Source organism: Mesorhizobium sp. WSM4807, assembly GCF_055811615.1.
On sequence record NZ_JBVVQY010000097.1, the window covers coordinates 1 to 1,387 of the forward strand.

A 1,387-nucleotide genomic window follows, 5' to 3' on the forward strand; every position below is an offset into this window, starting at 1 on the left:
TGCTGGAGTACCGGGCCTCCAATTCTTCTATTGCGCCTTCGATCATAGCGGGTTGCTCGGCGGGCGACGGTTTCATTGTATTCCTCCTAATCTCTCATATTCGAGGGAGTGCAAGCGGGGTCGCGCGTGAACCGGACAGCCGTCGAAATCCGGCCGTCCAGGCTGCTGGCCGGTTGGCAATTTCAGGTGGCTAGAATACCCCAAAAGGGCAGCGGTGCTCGGGGAGGGGCAATGGAGACGCGGCTCAGCTGCTGGACCAAGCCCGCTGGGCCGGCGACACGGCCGGTGTAGTTGAAGCGGTGCGCAACGTCCCACGTCACCTATCACCTGGTCCAGATTGCCGTCGGCGAAGTGGACGCCCCCTTTTTGCGCACGACCTACCTGACGCGGCCTGACATGTTGCTGTCTCATCTTCGTTCCATCGATCACGATGTCACCAAACGACATGCATATGGGTCGGCAGCCCTGCCGACCCTCCCGAAAAGGGAGATTCAAAAGTCGTGCCAATTGTGCAGAAAGAGAGCTCAGAACAAATTTATTCATCTCGTTCAGTGGCTTAAACGAGGGTACAGCAGGCACCCAGGCCGAACACCACCGTGTCCCGGACTCGACAAATCCGACGGTAGGTGTCGGTTGACCGGCGTTTTCCCAGAACGGCGCTCGAGTCGCTTGGCGCGGGCTTCGGCGCGCATGGTTTGCGGGCAGGGGTCAAAGACCAGCCAAAACGGACGGATGGCGAGCGTCTTGACTGTCGAGGTCGCGCTCGACCACTTGGGCCGCCGGTCGATCTGGTCGAGACGACGGGTCAGTGTCGCCTCTTGCCGTTCGGCTGCATCGGGCGACAGGAAAGATGCGATCCAGTCTTCCGCGATGAAGCCTTCGCCACCGAAGATGGCGGAGGGCATGCTCAATGCCCAACCAGGCGGGCCGGAAAGGAAGAATGAATGCTGACAAATCCAATGCTCGATCAGATGCCGACCCTCGGCCTGGGCGGTATGGGCGCCGCCTGGCGAGAGCTGGCCAAATAGATGCCTGATGCTCGACCGCAAGATCGTCATGCGCGCAGACGCGCGCGTCAGGAATCGGCTCGCCTCCGCCAAGCTGCGTTTATCCGAACTCTGCATCGAAGACATCGACCTTGCCTTGGCTTCCCTCGCCGCCTCGACTGACGCAACGGCGCTCGCGCAGCGCGTGCCATCGACCAAGCGGGCGCGAGTGCTCAGTTACTCGTCCAAGCGGCAAGCTCGGCGCCCATCGAAACCGCCAGCGCCTGAAGCACCTCGCTTCAACTCACGTTGATAGCTCAGGTAGACAGGCTGTCGGCCAAAAGGTCGCGCTGGCGCATCGCCTCGGCAAGGATCGCATCCTGATCCATTGTGGTGAGGCG

Annotated in this window: 1 protein-coding gene; it reads right to left on the reverse strand. The window is 61.2% G+C overall.

What is annotated here, in order from left to right:
- Positions 1 to 548: 548 nt before the first annotated feature.
- Positions 549 to 1,133, reverse strand: a complete 585-nt coding sequence (locus AC0L3N_RS33835; RefSeq protein WP_473552020.1) for a hypothetical protein — start codon at positions 1,131 to 1,133, stop codon at positions 549 to 551.
- Between the last annotated feature and the right edge of the window lie 254 nt (positions 1,134 to 1,387).